The organism is Micromonospora sp. WMMD735 (assembly GCF_049178995.1).
Lineage (GTDB): Bacteria > Actinomycetota > Actinomycetes > Mycobacteriales > Micromonosporaceae > Micromonospora > Micromonospora wenchangensis.
In genome coordinates, this window is sequence record NZ_JBMHMJ010000002.1 from 1,961,498 (window position 1) to 1,979,108 (window position 17,611).

A 17,611-nucleotide genomic window follows, 5' to 3' on the forward strand; every position below is an offset into this window, starting at 1 on the left:
CATGGGAGAGCATGTGGGCACCGCCGAGGCGACCTTCGCGCAGCACGCCGTCTGGTTCACCGAGCAGGCCGGGGTCGCCGGCACGGCGTACCACCTGGCGGTGGGTATCCGGTTCGGCGCGGAGCTGGACCGGACGGCCCTCGTCGCGGCGTGCGCGGCGACGGTCGCCCGGCACCCCGCCCTGGCCACCCGGATCGACACCGACGAGGACGGCACCCCCCGGTTGACGCCGGCCGGCACCCGCCCGGCCGTCACCCTCGGCGCGCTGACCGACGCGCGGGTCGCCGAGGAGATCGCCCGACCGTACGACCTGCGGACCGGCCCGCTGGCCCGGTTCACCCTGCTGACCGGGGCGGCGGGCGACCACCTGCTACTGGTCACCGCGCACCACCTGGTCTTCGACGGCACCTCCAAGGACGTGCTGGTCGCCGACCTCGCCGCCGGGTACGCCGCCGCCCGCTCCACCGACCCGGCACGCGACCCCGCCCCGGGACCGGCCGACACCCACCGGCAGGCCGGTGAACAGCCGTGGCCCGGAGCCGACCACGCCGGCCTCGCGGCGGCCGAGCAGCAGCGGATCGCCGCCGACCTGCCCGCCGCCCGCGACTTCTGGGCGCGGCACTGGTCCGGCCCCGGCGACGTGGTGCTGCCCGGCCTGCGCCGGCTGCCCACCGGCGCGGAGCCCGGCGTCGCCGTCGAGGTGGCGCTGCCCGCCGACGTGGTCGACGGCATCGACCCGGTGGCCCGGTCGCTCGGGGTCACCCGCTTCGAGCTGCTGTTCGCCGCGCTGCACGCCCTGCTCGGGCGGTACGGCAACCGGGACCTGCCGATCGGGGTGGCGCTGTCCACCCGTACCCCGGACCAGGCCGACCGGATCGGGTTGTTCGTCAACGAACTGCCGGTCACCGTCGCGCCGGCCGACGGCACGTTCCGGGCGCACACCCGCGCCGTCCGGGACCGGCTGCGCGAGGTGTACCGCTACCGGGCCGTACCACTGGCCCACGTGGTGTCCGGCCTGCGCCCCGCCCCGGCGCTCACCCCGGTCAGCGTCGGCTACCGGCGACGCGGCGGCGAGCCGAGCTTCCCCGGGGTGGCCGGTGAGGTCGACTGGACGCTGTTCGGCGGTGCCGCCCGCAACGCCCTGCACGTGCAGATCGTGGACGCCCCCACCGGCCTCACGGTCAGCCTCCAGCACAGCCCGGCGGCGGTGCCGACCGACGCGGTACGCCGGATCGGCGCGCACCTGCGTACCCTGCTCGCCGCCGCGCTCGCCGACCCGGACCGGCCGGTGGCGCGGCTGCCGGTGCTGCCCGCCGACGAACTCCACCGGGTCACCCGGGAGTGGAACGACACCGGCCGGGCGTACCCCGCCGGGGCGAGCGTGCCCGGCCTGTTCGCCGCCCGGGTCGCCGCCGACCCGCACGCGCCGGCCGTGGTCGACGACGACCTGACGCTCAGCTACGCCCAGCTCGACGCCGCCGCCGACCGGTTGGCCGGGCTGCTGCGGCAGCGCGGGGTCGGGCCGGGGGCGATCGTCGCGGTCGCCCTGGACCGGTCCTGGCGGGCGGTGGTCACCCTGCTGGCGGTGCTGCGCTGCCGGGCGGCGTACCTGCCGGTGGACCCGCAGCACCCGCCGGCCCGCCGGGAACTCGTCCTCGCCGACGCCGACCCCGCGCTGGTGGTGACGCCGACGGCGGGCGGGCTGTCCCGGCCCACCCTCGCCCTCGACGGGGTCGAGCTGCTCGCCGGGCCGGTGCCGACGCCGGCCGGCCCCGCCGGGTCGCCGGCCGCCGACGACCTGGCCTACCTGCTCTACACCTCCGGCTCGACCGGCCGACCCAAGGGCGTCGCGGTACGGCACGGCGCGCTGACCAACCTGCTGCTGGGCGTCCGGGACCTGCTGGGCAGCGGCCCCGCGCACCGGTGGCTGCACCTGACCTCGCTGTCGTTCGACATCTCCACCGTGGAGGTGTTCCTGCCGCTGGTCACCGGCGGCCGGGTGGTCGTCGCCTCGGCGGTCGGCCCGTTGGACGGTGCGGGCGTGCTACGGCTGGTCCGCGCCGCCGGAGTGACCCACGCCCAGGCCACCCCCTCGGGTTGGCGGGTGCTGCTGGAGGCCGGCCTCGGCACGCCCGGACCGGACGCCGCCGGGGTCGCGCCGGCCCCGCTGGTCGCCGTCACCGGCGGCGAGGCCCTGCCGCCCGCCCTGGCCCGCGAGCTGCGGGCCCGTACCGCCCGCCTGGTCAACGGGTACGGCCCCACCGAGGCGACGGTGTACGCCACGATGGCCGACGTCGAGGCCGACGAGGTCACCATCGGACGGCCGCTGCCGAACGTGCGGGCGTACCTGCTGGACGCCACGGGACAGCCGACGCCGATCGGGGTGCCCGGCGAGCTGCACCTGGCCGGCGACGGGCTGGCCGCCGGCTACCGGGGCCGCGCCGACCTGACCGCCGAGGTGTTCGTGCCGGACCCGTTCGGGCAGCCCGGACAGCTGCTCTACCGCACCGGTGACCGCTGCCGGTGGCTGCCCGACGGGCGGCTGGACTTCCTCGGCCGCACCGACGACCAGGTCAAGATCCGGGGGCACCGGGTCGAGCTGGGCGAGATCGACGCCCGGCTGCTCGACCATCCGGACGTGGCCGACGCGGCGACGGTGCTGCGCTCCGACGCCGACGAACCCCGGCTCGTCGCCTACCTGGTGCCCCGCGCCGGCGCCGTCGTCGAGCCGGCCGGGCTGCGCCGGCACCTGGCGGCGAGCCTGCCGCCGGCCGTGCTGCCCACCGACTTCGTGCCGCTCGACCGGCTGCCGTCGAGCCCGAACGGCAAGGTCGACCGGGCCGCCCTGGGCACCCGGGATCTCGCCGTGGACCTCCCCCGGCCACCGGTCACCGACCCGGTCCACCCGGCCGTCACCCCGACGCCCCCGGCCGACGACGACCCGGTGGTGGCCCAGTTGCGGACGATCTGGCAGGAGGTGCTGCGGATTCCCGACATCGGCGTGCACGAGGACCTGTTCGACCTGGGCGGCCACTCCCTGACGGTCACCCGGATCAGTGGCCGCATCCAGCAACGGCTCGGCGTCGAGGTGCCCCTGGACGCCTTCTTCGACACCCCCACCATCGCCGAGATCGCCGAAATCGTCCGGCCGTCCGTGAAGGAGTGCTGATGGACACCACCGACACCACCGACCTGCGGGGGCGGCTCGCCGACCTGGTCAGCGAGGCCACCGGGGGTGAGGTCGCGGCCACCGACCTGCTCACCGGCGGTTCGATGGTCGCCCTCGGCGTCGACTCCCTCGGCCTGCTGCGGATGGTCGACGCGATCGAGTCGGAGTACGACGTCGAGGTCGAGCTGAACGGTCCGGGCCGTCCCCTGGACACCCTCGACGACCTGGTCGCGCTGCTGACCGCCGCCGGGCCCGACGACACCCGCTGACGGTGCCACCCGGGCGTGGACGGTCAGGGCAGCCAGGACGCCTCCGCCGACGCCCGGGACGCCGCCTCCTCGTAGACCGCCACCGCCAGCCAGGACTCGGCGAACGCCTGCCCGTCGTCGTCGGTGAGCCGCCCGAAGGCGTCCCGGGGCCGGGCCCGGGCCGCCGAGCCCATCGCGGCGAGCAGGTGCGCGCCGAGATCCAGACGGGCCAGCCGCAGCGTCCGCTCCGTCGGGTCGGCCAACGCCTGGATCGCCCGGCCACCCGAGACGACCCGCTCCACCTGCCGGCGCAGCAGCCCCAGGGCGGGATCGCCGAGCCGGGGACGCGGCACGGCCGCATCCGGTAGCCGGTCCGGTGCCACCGCCACCGCGCCGTCGCCCGCCCTGAGCTGGCTCGCGTGCAGCCGGTCGTAGCCGAGGTCGGCGTGACCCGCCCAGCTCGGCGGCAGGGTGAGCCCCGGTCCGTCGCCGTCGACCGGTGCCACGGCGAGCGCCTGCACGGTCGCCCGGCGGGTCGGATCGAGGCGGCCCACCAGGCGCAGCCGAGCCCCCACCGCCTGCCCGAGCAGGCGCAGGTTGGCCCGGTGCGGCAGGGCGGCGTGCTCGTCGGCGACGGTCAGCGTCAGGACCACCCCGTCGTCGGTGCCGACCAGCACGGTGTGCTCGTGCCCGCCCAGCACCCGTACGGTCACAAAGAGCAGGTCGGCACCGGCGGGACGTTCCGGCAGCGGCAGGGCCACCGCGCCGAAGGCCCGGCGGACCTGCTCGGGCAGGGGCTGGGCCCAGAGCCCGGCGAGAGGTTCGTCGGCCCAGCCGACCCCGGCGGCCCGCGCCGCCCGGACCGCCTTGCCGGCACCCAGCTGCCCCGACTCCGAGGCGGTGCCGCCGGACACCACCAGCCCGGCCCGGGTGAGCTGCCGGTGGCTGAGCCCCGACTCGCCCACCGCCACCGTCGCGTCGCCCGCCCCGGCGGCGCGGCCCACGTCCCCCGGGGCGAGATCGGCGACCGTCCAGAGTCGACCGTCGCGGTCGGCCAGGTAGGTGACCACCCCGGCGTACCCGGAATCGGCCACCACCGGGACCGTGCAGAGCCCGTACAGTCGCAGGCCGGCCTGCGGGTCGTAGGTCCGCCGGGCGGTGCCCAGCAACGCGCCCGGGTCACCTGCCGGGGTGTCCCCGCGCAGCTGGCGGGACACGGACAGCAGCTCCCGCAGGTCGTCGGTCAGGTCGGCCAGCCGGTGCTGGGGTTCCCCCTCCCGGGCGGCCCGCAGCCCGGCCGCGACCCGGGTGCCGGACGCCGCCGCCCGGTGCAGGCCGTTGGCCCGGGCCTCGTGCACCGCCCGCAGCAGGGCGGTCCGCAGCACCACCCCGCAGCCGACGGTCCCCGCCGCGAGCACCGCCACGCCCACCCGCCACAGTCCGTCGGCGGCGGCCCGCTGCCGTCCGGTGGGCGCGGGGGGTGACCCGGCGCCGTCCGCCACCGCGTCGCCGGTCACCCCGGCGGGCGGGTCGGTGGCGGCAGCCGGGCCGACGGGCCGGTCGGCGGCCGGCGGCCGGGCCGCGTCGCCCACCGGGGCCGCGTCGCCCACGGGGTCCGCGTCGTCCACGGGGACCCCGTCGTCCACCGGGGCCAGGGCGAGCACCGCCATCCGGTGCAGGCAGTTCGGCGCGAGCAGGCAACTGCACCGGGCGTCGGCGGCCCGGCGCACCACCCCGTCGACCGTCACCAGGGTCACCGTGGTCGCCTCGTCGACCTGGACGCTCACCTCACCGGCCGTGCCGGTGACCGGCCAGCCGCCGGCCCGGACGACCGCGTCGTCGACCTTGCGGCGCAGCCGGGCGGGCAGCGCGTCCAACGCCTCGGCCAGCACCGGCGCGGTCACCGGCGGCAGGCCGGTCACCGCCGCACCTGCTCCCCGACCCACCGGGCCAGCTCCAACGGGCTCAACGCGGCCACCGGCATCCCCGCCGCGACCAGTTGGCCCGCCGCCGCCACCGAGTACCGGGGCCGGCCGGTGTCGTCCAGGCTGGCGCAGCCCAGCACCTGACAGCCCGCCTCGACCAACGCCCGGGTCTCGGCCAGCAGACCACCCATCGGGTACCCCTCCTCGAAGTCGCTGATCACCACCACCATCGTCCGCTGCGGAACGGTGACCAGGGACCGGGCGTAGCGCAGCCCGGCCGCGATGTGCGTGCCCCCGCCGACGCTGACCTCCAGCAGCAGGGCGAGCGGGTCGTCCACCCGCTCGGTGAGGTCCACCACCTCGGTGGAGAAGGCGACGAAGTGCGTGCTGAGCGCCGGGACGCCGGCCAGCACGGCGGCGGTGAGCGCCGACCAGATCACCGACTCCTCCATCGAGCCGGAAACGTCGACGACGAGCACCAGCCGCCAGTCCACCCCCCGCCGGGCCCGGGTGTGGAACACCGGCCGGTCCGGCACCAGCGTCACCCGGCCCTGCCCGTCACGGCGGGCGGTGGCCAGGTTGGCCCGCAGCGTCCGGGGCAGGTCCAGCGGTCCGCCCGGCCGGTAGGTGGGGCGGGGGGTGGTCAACCCGGTCAGCGCCGGGCGCAGCCGGGCAGCCAACTGCCGGGTCAGCTCCGCCACGATCCGGGCCACCAGCGGGCGCAGCCGCGCCACCGTGGACTCCGGCAGCCCACCGGCGAGGGTGAGCACGTCGCGGAGCAGCTCGACCGACGGGCGGACCGCCGCCGGATCCAGCTCGGTCACCGCGTCCAGCCGGCCCGCCTCCACCGCCCGGGCCAGCACCTCCTCGCGTACCCCCGGGCCGAACAGGGCGGACAGTTCCTGCGCCCACTCCCGTACGCCGGGGAAGGACGCCTCCCGACCGGCGCGGCCGGCCGCCTCGGCCGCCGCCCCCTCGCCCCGGCCGGCCCCGTACAGCTCGTCGAGGGCGGTGGCGTACCGGCGGGCGCGCGGCCCGACCCGGGTCGACTCCCTCCCGAGCACCAGCCGCCACCGGTCCACGGTCGACAGCCCGCCGGCCGGGGCCCGCCGGGTGGCCGGCCGCGTCGCGTCGGCGGCCGCCGCCGGCTCCGGCGACGGGTCCGCCGGCTCGGCGGCGAGCAGGCCCTGCGCCACGAGCGCCAGGCGGCCCGCCGCGTCGGCCCGCAGCCGGACCAGCAGGGCGTCCGGGTCGTCGAGCACCGCGACGTCGGCGTCCGGGCCGGCGTCGTCGAGCCGTCCCCGGACCACCTCCAGCAGCCGGTCCCGGCCGGCCGGGCTGACCACGTGGAAGCCGGCGCGCAGCGCCGGCAGCCGGGTGAGGAACTCCTCGTCGGGCAGGGTCTCGACCCGCTCCAGGAGCCCGTCGAACACCTCGCCGTTGGCCCGCAGCAGCGGTTCGGCGACGACCAGCAGCCCGGTCAGGTGGCCCTGGAGCTGCTGCCGCCCGGTGGGCGTGGACGCGGTGTCCACCCAGGACGCGACGAGCCGCCCGAAGGCTGCGGGTTCCCGCAGGCCCAGCAGCACCCGGACCGCCCCGGCGGCGGCGGCCATCAGCGGGGTGCCCCGGGCGGCGAGCCGGGCCAGGCAGTCGGCCAGCCGCAGCCCCGCTCCGGCGGCGTCGGCCCGCTGGGCGAGCGTGGCCAGCGCTTCGGCGTCCGCCACGTCCTGCGCGCCGGCCAGCCCGTCGACCTGGCGGATCGCGGCACTCTCCAGCGTCTCGGCGACCCGGCCCAGCTCGTCCGGCGGCAGGTCGGCACCGCCCGGCAGGTGCCCCAGACGCAGCCGGTCGAGCAACGCCAACGCGGTGACCAGCTCGCCGAGGGTGCCCTCGGCCGGGACGGTGACCGCCACCTCGGCGAGCCGGCGGGCGGCCAGGTCGGTCAGGTCGCACCGCGCGGCGTCCGCCAGGCCGGTGATCACGGCGGCGACGGTCGGGCCGTCCTCGGCACGTTCCCGCCGCCGCCGTTCCACCAGCGCACCATCGGCGGCCTGCCCGAGGGTCACCCCGCGCAGCCCGGCCACCTCGATCGTCGCCTCGGTCCGGGGCGACCACTGCACCCGCCACCTGGTGGTGACCGGGTCCACCCCGCCGACGCCAGCACCGCCGACCTGTTCGGCGTACGCGACGTCACAGACCTGGAGCCGGTGCAGCGTGACCTCCCGCCGCCGGTCCAGGGCGGAGCGCAGCGGGTCCAGCCGCAGCTCCCTGGCCGGGTCGCCGGCACCGGGCAGCCGCAGCCCGGCCAGCAGCTCACGGACCGCCGGGGCCAACCCGGAGCGGGGGGTGCCGGGGGCCAGCACGCCGCGCCGGTCCCCGACGAGCACGTGTTCCATCGCGTGCGCCACGGCCCGGCCCCGGCCGAGCACCTCGCCGTGGGCCAGCACGCTCTGGATCGCCTCGACCAGTTCACCCCGGCCCGGCGCGGGCAGGCCGCGCAGCCGGGCCAGGTCGAGCGCGAGCCGGACGGTCTCCCGGGCCTCCCCCGGGCCGGCCGGGTGACCGGCCCGGCGGATCGCCGCGCAGACCGCCACCACGGCGTCCGTCGTCGCCGACTCGACCGCCGCCGGGTCGCCGTCGGCGGTGAGGACCGACTGCTGCCACTGCGGGTCGCGGATGCCGGCGGGATAGCCCGACCGGGCGTCCAGCAGCCCGAACGTGTACGGCACCAGCGAGGTCACCGCCGCCGGTGCGCCGGCCGGGCCGGCCGGTGGCGGGGCCTCCCGCCCGACCACCGACACCGGGGCCTCCCGCCCGACCACCGACACCGGGGCCTCCTCCCCGGCCAGCAGCGCCGGAGCGTGGAACGCGCCGACCAGGGCGGCGACCCGCCGCTGCCCCGCCTCGGCCAGGCACTGCCGCATCCGGGCCTCGCGGCGCAGGTCCAGGGCGGACACCCCGGCCCCCCGCTCGGCGTCGGCGCGCAGCGCCCAGCCGACCGCGAGCGCCGCCCGGCGTACCGCCTCCGGGTCGGCGCCCGGGGCGCGGGCCTCGACCGACCGGTCCCACAGGTCCTCGTCGGCCCGCCCGCTGCCGGCGGCGCGCAACGCGTCGGCGAACGACCGGCCCGGCGTCGGGGCGGCACCCGGCTCGCGCTCCCGCCAGGCCGGGTCGGCCAGCGGCAGGTCACACGGTACGACCGGAACCCCGTTGCGGGCGGCCCAGCGCACCGCGACCAGTTCCGGGGAGAAGTCGGCGAACGGGTAGAACGCCGGCCCGCCGCCGTCACCGAGGACCCCGGCCAGCGCCACCGGGGCGGCGGTGGCCGGGTCGGCGAGCCACGGCAGCCACTGCCCCAGCTCCGGCGGGAGTTCCAGGAGCAGCACCTCCGGCCGGTATCCGGCCAGCAGCCGGGGCAGCGCCACGGCCAGCGCGGGCGAGTGGTGCCGTACCCCGATCAGGTACGGGCGGCGGTGCCCGGCCAGCGCGGCGACCGCGACCGTGGGGTCGACCGTCGTCGGCTCCCCGGTGGCGGGAACGGGCGGGTCAGTCGGTGAGGACATCGCGCAGTTCCCACAGTCGCCGCCACAGGCGTGCGCCGTCCTCGGCCCGTCGCCGCACCGCGCCGTCCCAGTAGCCGAGCAGCTTGGCCCCGTCGGCCGGGTCGTCCTTGCGGACCACGCCGAGCAGGTGCCCCGGCAGCAGCGACACCACGTCCCGGTCGCCGGGGAAGTAGGCCGCCGCCAGCGCCAGCGACGACGCGACCGCCACCGCCTCGGCGGTGCTCATCACGGTGGACGGCCGCTCCACCTCCCAGCCCTCGACCGACTGCCCGGCCCGCAGGTCGCGGAACGCGGTGACCAGCGCCTCCAGCACGGCGTCGTCGACGGCGAACGGGGCGTGCACCCGCTCCAGCGTGGCGCGGGCCTGCCGCTGCACCAGGGCGATCTCCTGGGCCAGGTCGCCGATCGGGCCGACGGTCTCGAAGTTGAACCGGCGCTTGAGCGCGGCCGACATCTCCGACACCCCCCGGTCGCGCAGGTTGGCGGTCGCGATCAGGGTGAACCCGGGTGCGGCGGGGACGGTGGCGTCGGCGGTGCCGGACAGCTCCGGCACCGCGATCCGCCTGTCGGACAGGATGGACACCAGGGCGTCCTGGACCTCCGGCAGGCAGCGGGTGATCTCCTCCACCCGGGCCACCGCGCCGGTGCGCATCGCGGCCAGGATCGGCGAGGGCACCAGCGCGGCGGCGCTCGGCCCGTGCGCGAGCAGCAGCGCGTAGTTCCAGCCGTAGCGGAGCTGGTCCTCGGTGGTGCCGGCGGTGCCCTGCACGACCAGTTCGCTGCTGCCGCAGATCGCGGCGGACAGCAGCTCCGACAGCATCGACTTCGCGGTGCCCGGTTCGCCGACGAGCAGCAGGCCCCGTTCCCCGGCGAGGGTGACGACGCAGCGTTCGACGAGCGCCCGTTCCCCGACGAACTTGGCCGCCACGGTCAGCGTGCGGGGCAGGTCGTCGCGGCGGGCCTGCCGGGGCAGTTCCAGCGCGACGCCGCCGCTGCCGACGATGAACGTGACGACCGCGCGCGGGGTCAGCCGCCAGCCCGGCGGCCGGGGCCCGTCGTCGTACGCGGCGAGGAACGCCAGTTCGGCGGCGTGCGCGTGCTCGGCCGGCTGGACCTGCCGGGCCGCACGCGTGGTCGTGGTGGTCATCGGCGTCCTTCCGTAACGAGATCGTCGAAGCGGGGTGCGTCGCCGTCGCACAGCCGGGCCCAGGCGAGCGCGAACAGCCGGGGCGGCGGGGCCACCGGGGAGACGATGCCCAGGGCGGTCACGCCGCCCTCGCCCCCGATCAGCAGCGGGAGCTTCCACCGTTCCAGCGGCAGCAGCGGTGCCTTGAGCGCCAACCAGCCGCCGGGCAGGAACAGTGACCGCCCGGCCCGGGGCCGCTTCGCCACCACGACGTGCCCGGTCGCGGCCAGCTCGGCGCGGGCCGCCTTGAGCCGGGCCGGCTTCCAGCCGGTCCACCGGGCCACGTTGCGGTCGGTCGGGTCGGGCAGGGCGAGCAGTTGCAGGTACAGCGCCGCCGCGTCGACGCCCAGCCCGAGCGTGGTGGCGACCGTGGTGACCAGGTCCGCGGCCGAGCGGGTCGGGTCCTGCGCGAAGCCGTCGTCCATCGCCGGGACGACGTGCGACACCACCTCGGTGAGCTGGCCGCCGAGCAGTGCCCGCAGCGCCGCGAGCAGTTGCTCGTTGACGTGGTCGAGGCGGGCCCGCAGCACGGCCAGCGCCGGATCGTCCGTTGCGGACAGCCGGGACGGGTACAACCGGACCCGGTGCCAGCGGTCGGTCGGCGGAATCAGCACCGGGCCGACCTCGGTGCCGGCCGGGCCGGTCGTCACCGGCAGGCCGAACGCGGCGGTGAACGCCGATAGTTTGGCCCCGTCGACGTGCCCGATGGAGACGGTGAAGCCAGGGTCAGCCAGCCGTTGCCGGGCCAGGTCGGCGGCGACCGGCAGCGCCGCCCGCATCGGGTCGTCGACGGCCAGGTGGTACGCCAGCCACGGCAGCGTCCTGGTCAGCGCGATCAACGCGTCGTCGTCGTCGACGCCGGTGTCGGCCCCGGCCAGCCACCGGCCGGTGGTCGCGTTGGCGACCCAGTGCAGCACCGTCGAGGCCGGCAGCGGGCTGGTCACCTCGGCCTTGTCCACTCCGACGATCAACTCGTCGGACACCGGTCGCCGTGGCCCGTGCCGCCGCACCCACTCCTGCACGATCAGATCCTGTCGGGGCCCGTCGACCCACAGCCGCGCCGGGTCCTCGGGGATCAGCCGCCCGAGCAGGTTGGCGAAGGCCTGCCGGCCGCGACCGCCGGTGCCCCAGAACCGGGCCGCCGCGGCGGGGGCCGCCGGGTCGGGCAGTTCCAGAATGGTCAGCAGTTCGGCGGGGGCCCTCTCCCACACGAGCCGGGGCAGGCCCGCCAGCAGCAGCACCGCCTCGGCGTGGCTCATGCCCGCCGCCTCGGACAGGGTGCGGGCCCACTCGGGCTGCCACTCCAGCGGCTCGTTGGCCCGGGCGAGCCGGACGAACTCGTCGATCCGCTGCGGCGTGACGTCACCGGTCGGCAGGATCTCCTCCCGGGTGATCCGGAAGCCGGGCACCGCCGAGAACCGTCCGGTCGGCGTCCAGTCGAGCACGTCGAGTTCACGGTCGTCGGTGTCGACGGCGAGCACCAGCAACCGCCGGCCGGCCTCGGTCAGCACCTGCCCCCGGACCTGGTCGACCGGCTGGTGGGCGTCGGCGACCAGGGTGACCCGCCGCAGTCGGCTGCCCGGGGCCAGGAGCCCGGAACGGGCGCACACCTCAAGCAACGTCAGCAGCGCCTCGCGGACCTCGGACAGGCAGATCGGGGCCACCGCCCGGTACATCGCGGCCGGCAGCACCCCCAGCAGGTCGAACCAGTCGAGGTCACCGTCCAGCTGCACCCGCGCATGCGTCGCGTCGGTGCCGGTGAGCGCGGCACCCGCGCGGGAGATCAGCCGCAGCGAGCTGTCCTCCGCGGCGTAGCAGTACTGGATCAGCCCGGCGAGCCCCTCGGAGAGCAGCCGGTCGACCGCCGGCGAACCGGCCGGGGCCTCCTGCGCCGGCAGGGCGTTGTCCTGCTCGCCGTCGAGCACGGCGGCCAGCGTCCGCAGCCGCGTCACCTGCTCGGCGGCCCGGGTGACGAGGCCGGCGACCCCGGCGACGAGGGCGGGCGCGGTGAGCTGCGGCAGGTGCCGGGCGACCAGGGCACGCACCTGGTCGGCGTCCAGCCCGGCCGCCTCGGCCAGCAGGGCGCCGGCCTGCGCGTCGGTGACGCCGCGCAGCGCCGCCGAGCCGGCCTCGTCGCGGGGCCGCAGGAAGTGCCAGTACTCCGCCGGTGGCACCAGCCGGCTGCCGGCGGCGAACGCGGACCGCTCACCACCGGACGGGTAGCGCCCGAGCAGGAAGCCGTCCTCGGCGCAGAGCAGCAGGTCGCCGTTGGCGCCCCGGCCACCGTGCAGCAGTCCGAAGGTGGTGTCCGCGCCGGGGAACCGCACCGCCGCCGCGAGCCTGCCGTCGGCGGCACCCGCCGGCAGGGTGAAGGACCGCCCGTTCACGGCCTCGCCGGACCAGCCGCCGTCCGCCGTGCGCCGCACCCGCCAGCCGGCCAGCCCGTCGGCGCGGCCCAGCGGGCTGTCGGACGACGCGGTGGGGCGCAGCCAGGACAGGCCGGCGTCGAGGGGTCGACCGTCGACGGTGCCGTCCTCGAAGAACGTCGGCCGGGAGAACCGTCCACGCTCGCCCGTCGTCGGGTCGTACTCCTGCCAGCCCAGCGGGTTGTCGGCGGCGCGCAGCCAGTAGGTGGTGCCGTCGCTGATGACCCGGCCACCGGTCCGCTCGGCCCGGTCGCCGACCCGCAACGGACGCCGCCCCATGGTGCGCCCGCCGCCGGGCAGCGGCAGCGACAGCTGGGGGTAGGTGGTGAAGGCGTCGTCGGCGAGGGTGAAGACGTCGTCCGGGGTGCCGCTCCAGTAGGCGGCCCGGTCCCGGCCCCGGTCCCAGCAGACCAGCAGTTGCCCGTCGACGTGGCGCAGCACCAGCCGCCAGCGGTACCGGTTCTCCCCGGCCGGGATCCGCATCAGGTGTTCCTGCTCCACCCCGTCCGGCCCGATGACCGTCACCAGGTCGCCGGTGAGCAGCAGCAGGTTCGGCCACTGCCCGGTGAGCTGCACGTCCGACGTCGACTCGGTGAGCCGTTCGGCGGCGGTGTCCAGGGCGGGCCAGCCGTACTCGTCGAGCAGGCCGGAGCGCAGCGTCCGGCCGAGGACCGGGCCGAGGTCGTGGTCGACGAGCCGGCGTACCGCGTCGGGGTTGACGGCGAAGCCGGTCGGGCAGGCGACGGTGCCGACCCGGTCGAGGTGCTGGTCGAGCGTCGGCAGCCCCTGCCGCCCGACGGCGTCGGCGAGGGTGTCCAGCCAGCTGCGCAGGGCGGTCCGCAGGCCCGGCACCGCGACGATCTCCCGTACCCGGGGCGTCGGGTCGCGCAGGTCCCGTCCGCCGGTGCGCAGTCGCCGTTCGACGCCCTCGACCAGCATCGGCAGGAACCGGGGGTCGGCGGCGACGGCGACCAGGTCACGCCGGCCGTCGGTGTCGTCGGAGAACCAGTTGTCCAGCCGGTGCCGGACGTCGCCGTCCGGATCCGCGACGGGCACCCCCAGCGCCAGGCAGGTGTCGAGCAGGTCGAGGTCCACGGCGTCGTGGGCGCGGCAGAGCGCGACCGGCACCCCGTCGGCCTTGAGCCGTCCCGCCATCCGCTCCACCAGGGCGAGCAGCCCGGGGTGCCGCTTGCGGACCCGCCACGAGCGGCGTTCCCGGTGCTCGTCGAAGCGGCGCAGCCAGCCGGCGGGCCCGTCGGGCGACTCGGCCTCGGCGGGGACGGCACCCGCCGGCCCGGTCAGCGCGCGGGTGGCGTCGGCCTCCTCCAGCACCGCCAGCCAGACGTCGTCGCCGCAGTTGCGGGGGGTGAGCCCGAGCAGCCGGCCGCGCAGCGCGGGGTCGGCCGTGGCGAGCCGGGCCAATGGCTGCCGGTAGGCCGTCCAGAACGCCTCCGGGGCCCGGTGCAGGGCCGGCGCGGCCAGCAGCTCGCCGAGCACCCGCTCGTCCTCGGTGGCCGGGTCGAGGCCGGCGGCGCGGGCCAGCCGACGCAGGTCGGTGTGCATCGCCGCGTACGGCGGCAGGCCGCCCAGGGTGCGCTCCACGCACAGCCGCAGGAACATCGCGTACGCGTCGGCGGGCGTGCGCCGGGTCGCCAGGTCCCGGGCGTGGCCGGAGAGCGCCTTCGCGGTCAACGCCCCGGCCAGCGCGAACTCCAGGAACACGGCGTGCTGGCGGTCCTCGTCGATGGTCAGCCCGTAGGCGCGTTCGGCGTCACGGGCCTTACCGAACATGGTCGCCGCGTGGGTGACGCTGTCGGCGGCGAGGAACGCCCGGCCGGCCTCCTCGTAGAACGTCGGCAGGAAGTGCGGCACCGACCGGGCCAGCCGTTCGCCGAGGGCGTTGAAGCCGTCCTTGGCCGGGCCGACCCGGGAGCGCGCCGTGCGGGCCAGCCGCTCGATCTCCTTGACCAGGGCGAGCGCGTGGTGGCCGTTGGCGGGGTCGTTGACCAGCGCCCAGGCCGGGAAGCCGAGCGCCTGCTGGCGGACCACGCCGACCGGGGCCGCCCGCTCGGGTCGGGCGAAGCCCAGGAACTCCATGGACAGGTCCTCGGCCTCGCCGAGCGCGCCGCTGACCAGCCGGACCACGGTCCGTCCGGCGAGGACGGGGTGGGTGTACCGGCGGGCGGTGAGGGTGTCGGTGGTGTCGTCCTTGGCCACCACCGTGCCGACGGGCAGCACCGCGCCCGCCTCCAACAGGTCCGTCGCGTCGACGCTCACTGGTCCTCCTCCTGCTCTGCTGCCACGACCCGGCCGGCGTACAGCGCGGCGGCCATCCGGGTTCCCTCCGACCAGGCCACCGGGCCGACCTCGCCCAGCGGCAGGGCGGTGCCGTGCCGGTCGGTGAAGACGAGGTCACCGGTCTCGGTCTCGTAGTACGGGTCGTCCGCGCCGACCCAGGAACGGGCCTCGACGGTGACGCCGTTCTCGACGATCCGGCAGACGGCGTTACCGCCGCGCACCGGGTAGCCGAGCTTCGTCGCGCGGGCGGTCAGGTGCCGTAGCTGGTCGTACCGGCCGCCGGCGTAGCCGCCGTAGCGGGTCGCCGTCGCGTCGACGTCCGCGCCCCGGACCCAGGTCTGCCGGAAGAGCTGGTCGACGGACTGTCGGACCTGGAGTTCGGCGGCGAACTCCCGCAGGTCGTCGAGGTCGTCGAGGGTGACCGGGTGGGGGATGACGACCCGGTCCGCGCTGCGGCGGACGCTGTCGCCGTCGAGGTCGACCAGTCCGACCTGGCCGTCGCCCACCTCGCGGAGCAGGCCCACGCCGTCCGGGTCGCGCCGGCCGTCGTCGTCGAGCACGGCGACGACGAGGTCGGTGAGCGCGGTGCGCCACGCCTCGTCCGGCCACACCTCGGTCAGGACCGCGACCGGCACCGGCAGCGACCGCACCATCCAGCGTTCGATGTCGGTGCGGCACTGGGTCTCGTGCCGGCCCAGCCACTCGGTGAGCTGCCGCAGCCCCACCACGGTCGGATCGTCGCGCAGGGACGCCGGCACGGACCGCAGTTCCCGCCCCTTCGCGTTCCGGGCGACGACGTCGCCGTCGCGGAGAGTGACCTGGTAGCCACCCGACACCTCTGACCATCCCATGTGGACACCCCACGTCTCGACGGAAGAAGACACCGGAGGCTAGCCCACCCGGGCGACAAAGTCGGGGCGTCGTCCCGCCACCCGGCGACGGCCCGGCAACGACACGATGACTTCACTGTCGGTGACCATCGATGGGCGTGCCAGCGGGTGTCCGGCGGACCGCGGCACCCCTGCGCCCCGGCACCGCGTCCCGCCCGCGACCGGCCAAGGCTTCGCGGACCGCGACCGGCGGCACCGCCCCGGCGTGCGGCACCGCCCCCGGGGCACGACCCCGGCCCGCTGGGCCGGCCGGAGGGGGCGGTGGAGCACGGCCGGCGGCTCACCGCAAGTGATGATTCTTACTCGACGTCGTCCGCCGACAGCACCGTGACCTGCGGTGTTGATGAGCCCGCTGGGACCACCGTGAGTCAGACACCGGGGCGACAACGACGCGTCAGGGCTGCGGCCACGCCGAGAACTGACCGAACGGACAGGGGGCGGCCGTAGCCTTTCTGCGGCCGGGCGACTGTTCGACGGACAGTCGACGGGGCGACCGGATCGGCACTCTGGGGTCATCCCCGTTCACCTTCCGTGAGGGCCACCGACCATGTCGCAGCTCCTGCCCGCCGCCCGGGCCGACGTCCCGACCACCGCACCCGTCTCCCCCGTCGCCCCGCCGGAGCCGGCCGTCGCCGCCGGCCCCGGTGCGCGTACCGCCGTGGTGGGCCTCGGTTACGTGGGCCTGCCGACCAGCCTGGCCCTGGTCGCCGGCGGTGCCCGGGTCACCGGGGTGGACATCTCCCCGGACCGGCTCGACGACATCCGGGCCGACCGGGCCGACCTGCTCGACGACGACCGGGACCGGCTGCGCGAGACGCTGCGGGCCACCGACCCGGCGCTGCGCCTCACCACCGCGGTCGCCGAGATCGCCGACGCCGACACGGTGCTGATCTGCGTGCCCACCCCGGTGGACCGGCACCTCGCCCCCGACCTCACCGCGTTGCGGGCCGCCTGCGCGGCGGTGGTCGCCCACGCCCGCCCCGGCCAGACCATCGTGCTCACCTCCACCAGCTACGTCGGCACCACCCGCGAGCTGCTGGTCGAGCCGCTGGCCGCCCGGGGCCTGCGGGTCGGGCAGGAGGTCTTCGTGGCGTTCGCCCCGGAACGGGTCGACCCCGGCAACGACCGGCACCGGCAGGAACTCACCCCCCGGGTGGTCGGCGGCACCACCGGCGAGTGCACCGCGCGGGCCGCCGCCGCGCTGGCCCGGATCACCCCGCTGGTGCACCGGCTCGGCTCCCCCGAGGCCGCCGAGATGACCAAGCTGCTGGAGAACACCTTCCGGGCGGTGAACATCGCCCTGGCCAACGAGTTCGCCGACCTCTGCCGGGACCTGCACCTGGACGTCACCGAGGTGATCGACGGGGCGGACACCAAGCCGTACGGGTTCATGGCCTTCCAGCCGGGCCCGGGGGTGGGCGGGCACTGCATCCCGTGCGACCCGCACTACCTGCTGTGGCAGGTCCGTGGGCAGCGCCGCGAGGCGCCCCTGATCGAGACCGCGATGCGGGGGATCGCCGCCCGCCCCCGACGGGTCGTCGACCGGGTCCGGGAACTGCTCGCCGGGGCCGGCCGCCCGCTGTTCGGAGCCCGGGTGCTGCTGGCCGGGGTGACCTACAAGCCCGGGGTGGCCGACGTCCGGGAGTCCCCCGCCCTGGAGATCATCGGTGAGCTGGTCCGGGCCGGCGCGGACGTGGCCTTCGTCGACGACCTGGTCGACACGGTCCGCACCCCCGACGGCCAACTCCTGCACCGGGTCGCCGACCCGGCCGATCGGGAGTGGGACCTGGTGGTCGTGCACACCCGCCAGTCCGGCCTGGACGAGGCGTGGCTGCGCGGGCAGCCGATGGTGCTCGACGCCACCTACCGGCTGGCCGGGCTGCCCCGGCGGGAGGTCCTCTGATGC

Annotated in this window: 8 protein-coding genes; 3 read left to right on the forward strand and 5 right to left on the reverse strand. The window is 76.9% G+C overall.

Translation table 11 applies throughout. The features are described 5' to 3' along the window. Window position 1: 1 nt before the first annotated feature. Both ACN268_RS08570 and ACN268_RS08575 read left to right on the forward strand, forming a co-directional pair. The gene (locus ACN268_RS08570) at window positions 2-3,169 is read left to right on the forward strand and encodes a non-ribosomal peptide synthetase (protein ID WP_421482600.1); all 3,168 of its coding nucleotides are present in this window, start codon (window positions 2-4) and stop codon (window positions 3,167-3,169) included. Next, complete coding sequence (locus ACN268_RS08575; RefSeq protein ID WP_421482601.1) at window positions 3,169-3,438, forward strand: phosphopantetheine-binding protein; 270 nt, start codon at window positions 3,169-3,171, stop codon at window positions 3,436-3,438. The genes ACN268_RS08570 and ACN268_RS08575 overlap by 1 nt, the downstream gene beginning before the upstream one ends. Window positions 3,439-3,461: 23 nt before the next feature. On the opposite strand, the gene ACN268_RS08580 is transcribed toward ACN268_RS08575, so the two are convergent. The 5 genes from ACN268_RS08580 to ACN268_RS08600 are packed head-to-tail and all read right to left on the reverse strand — an operon-like array spanning window position 3,462 to window position 15,666. Then, on the reverse strand, window positions 3,462-5,339 hold the full coding sequence (locus ACN268_RS08580) for a hypothetical protein (RefSeq protein WP_421482602.1): 1,878 nt from the start codon (window positions 5,337-5,339) through the stop codon (window positions 3,462-3,464). Beyond that, entirely contained in the window at window positions 5,336-8,905 is a 3,570-nt protein-coding gene (locus tag ACN268_RS08585; RefSeq protein WP_421482603.1) for a vWA domain-containing protein, read from the reverse strand. Before ACN268_RS08585 ends, ACN268_RS08580 begins: the two co-directional genes overlap by 4 nt. Beyond that, window positions 8,889-10,052: an ATP-binding protein gene (locus ACN268_RS08590; RefSeq protein WP_421482604.1), complete on the reverse strand. Its 1,164-nt coding sequence runs from the start codon at window positions 10,050-10,052 to the stop codon at window positions 8,889-8,891. Before ACN268_RS08590 ends, ACN268_RS08585 begins: the two co-directional genes overlap by 17 nt. Then, on the reverse strand, window positions 10,049-14,794 hold the full coding sequence (locus ACN268_RS08595; RefSeq protein ID WP_421482605.1) for a hypothetical protein: 4,746 nt from the start codon (window positions 14,792-14,794) through the stop codon (window positions 10,049-10,051). The genes ACN268_RS08590 and ACN268_RS08595 overlap by 4 nt, the downstream gene beginning before the upstream one ends. Further along, window positions 14,791-15,666 (reverse strand): DUF4132 domain-containing protein, encoded by an 876-nt coding sequence (locus ACN268_RS08600; protein ID WP_421482606.1) that lies wholly within the window; start codon window positions 15,664-15,666, stop codon window positions 14,791-14,793. The genes ACN268_RS08595 and ACN268_RS08600 overlap by 4 nt, the downstream gene beginning before the upstream one ends. Window positions 15,667-16,252: 586 nt before the next feature. On the opposite strand from ACN268_RS08600, the gene ACN268_RS08605 reads away from it, so the two are divergent. Then, the gene (locus tag ACN268_RS08605; RefSeq protein ID WP_421482607.1) at window positions 16,253-17,608 is read left to right on the forward strand and encodes a nucleotide sugar dehydrogenase; all 1,356 of its coding nucleotides are present in this window, start codon (window positions 16,253-16,255) and stop codon (window positions 17,606-17,608) included. Window positions 17,609-17,611 lie beyond the last annotated feature (3 nt).

Excerpts from the sequence above, each read along its gene's own strand:
- ACN268_RS08585 (WP_421482603.1), bottom strand. The coding sequence starts at position 8,905 with ATGTCCTCACCGACTGACCCGCCCGTTCCCGCCACCGGGGAGCCGACG.
- ACN268_RS08590 (WP_421482604.1), bottom strand. The coding sequence starts at position 10,052 with ATGACCACCACGACCACGCGTGCGGCCCGGCAGGTCCAGCCGGCCGAG.
- ACN268_RS08600 (WP_421482606.1), bottom strand. The coding sequence starts at position 15,666 with ATGGGATGGTCAGAGGTGTCGGGTGGCTACCAGGTCACTCTCCGCGAC.
- ACN268_RS08570 (WP_421482600.1), top strand. The coding sequence starts at position 2 with ATGGGAGAGCATGTGGGCACCGCCGAGGCGACCTTCGCGCAGCACGCC.
- ACN268_RS08575 (WP_421482601.1), top strand. The coding sequence starts at position 3,169 with ATGGACACCACCGACACCACCGACCTGCGGGGGCGGCTCGCCGACCTG.
- ACN268_RS08605 (WP_421482607.1), top strand. The coding sequence starts at position 16,253 with ATGTCGCAGCTCCTGCCCGCCGCCCGGGCCGACGTCCCGACCACCGCA.